1 protein-coding gene is annotated in these 1269 nt (G+C 37.9%); it reads left to right on the forward strand.

All coding sequences use genetic code 11. From position 1 onward, the window contains the following. The first annotated feature begins 106 nt into the window (after positions 1-106). On the forward strand, positions 107-1249 hold the full coding sequence (locus IQ263_RS28045) for an IS4 family transposase (protein WP_194061012.1): 1143 nt from the start codon (positions 107-109) through the stop codon (positions 1247-1249). Positions 1250-1269 lie beyond the last annotated feature (20 nt).

Consider the following 1269-nt stretch of genomic DNA (forward strand, 5'->3'; position numbering starts at 1 on the left):
CTGACGGGGTGACAACCCCGTTAAAACCCATAGCTAACAAAGGTTTGACCGATTTATGGTAAAAAAAGATGGGGTCAATATCGTTAAACAACCCCATCTATAGAAAATGTTACCTCCATTTTACCAAATTTGTTTCCAGAAACAACTGAAACAAGCAGAATACTTAACCCTGAGTATTTTAATCTTTCTGCTTCAAATCAAGAAACAAGTTAGCATTGAATCCCTGGCAACATTAATGCCTTATCCAATTTTGTTTGAGAGCAGGCGACGAGGGATTCAAAGATTTTTGAAGCTACCTATTCTCAATGTTAAGAATCTGTGGTTTCCCCTGATTAAATACATTTTAAGAACTAAAGTTAACCAGCAAAAAGAGTTGAAAGTTGCCATTGATAGAACGCAGTGGCGGGACAAAAATATCTTTGTCATCAGCCTGATATTTCAGCGGAGAGCATTACCATTATACTGGCAAATCTTACCGAAAAAAGGATGTAGTAATATCCAAGATCAAAAAAGATTGATTGGTCCCATCCTGACTTTGTTAAAGAAATATAAATTTGTGATAATAGGAGACCGCGAATTTGGGAGTGTCAAACTGGGAAAATGGCTGTGCGATCAGAATGTAAGGTTTGTTTTAAGAATACAAAAGGGGCGATATATTGAACAAGCAGGTAAAGAATATAAGCGATTGAGTGAGTTGGGTTTGATGCCAGGTACTAGCTTTTATTTTAGGGATGTTAAAGTGACGAAGCAAACAGGATTTGGCAAGTTTGATATCGCAGGTTATTGGAAGCGTCGATATCAAGGTCATGTTGAAGATGAAGGTTGGTATCTCCTCACAAATGTAGGAACTTTAAAAAAAGCTGTGGCTACATTTAGATGTCGAAGTGGGATCGAAGCTATGTTCAAAGATTGCAAGACAGGAGGCTATAACCTCGAAAAAAGTCACGCTTGTGACGAGCGCTTAAAAACCTTGATTTTATTAATAGCTTTTGCCTATACTTGCGCTATTTTTCAAGGAGACAAAATTAAAAGAATGGGCATTCAAAAATATGTGGGTCGCCTCACAGAAAGTGGGCGAACTGTAGCTCGGCATAGTAGCTTTTGGATTGGATTATCGGGTCAATCCTGGGTATTAGGCATAGAATATTGTCAGGAAATAGTTGTTGAATTAATGAAAATAAGACCTAATAAATTGCCATTTTTTCAGAAGGGTATGAGAGCTATGTCCTTGATTGAGTCTATGTTTTAACGGGGTTGTCACCCCGTCAG

This window comes from Tychonema sp. LEGE 06208 (assembly GCF_015207505.1).
Lineage (GTDB): Bacteria > Cyanobacteriota > Cyanobacteriia > Cyanobacteriales > Microcoleaceae > Microcoleus.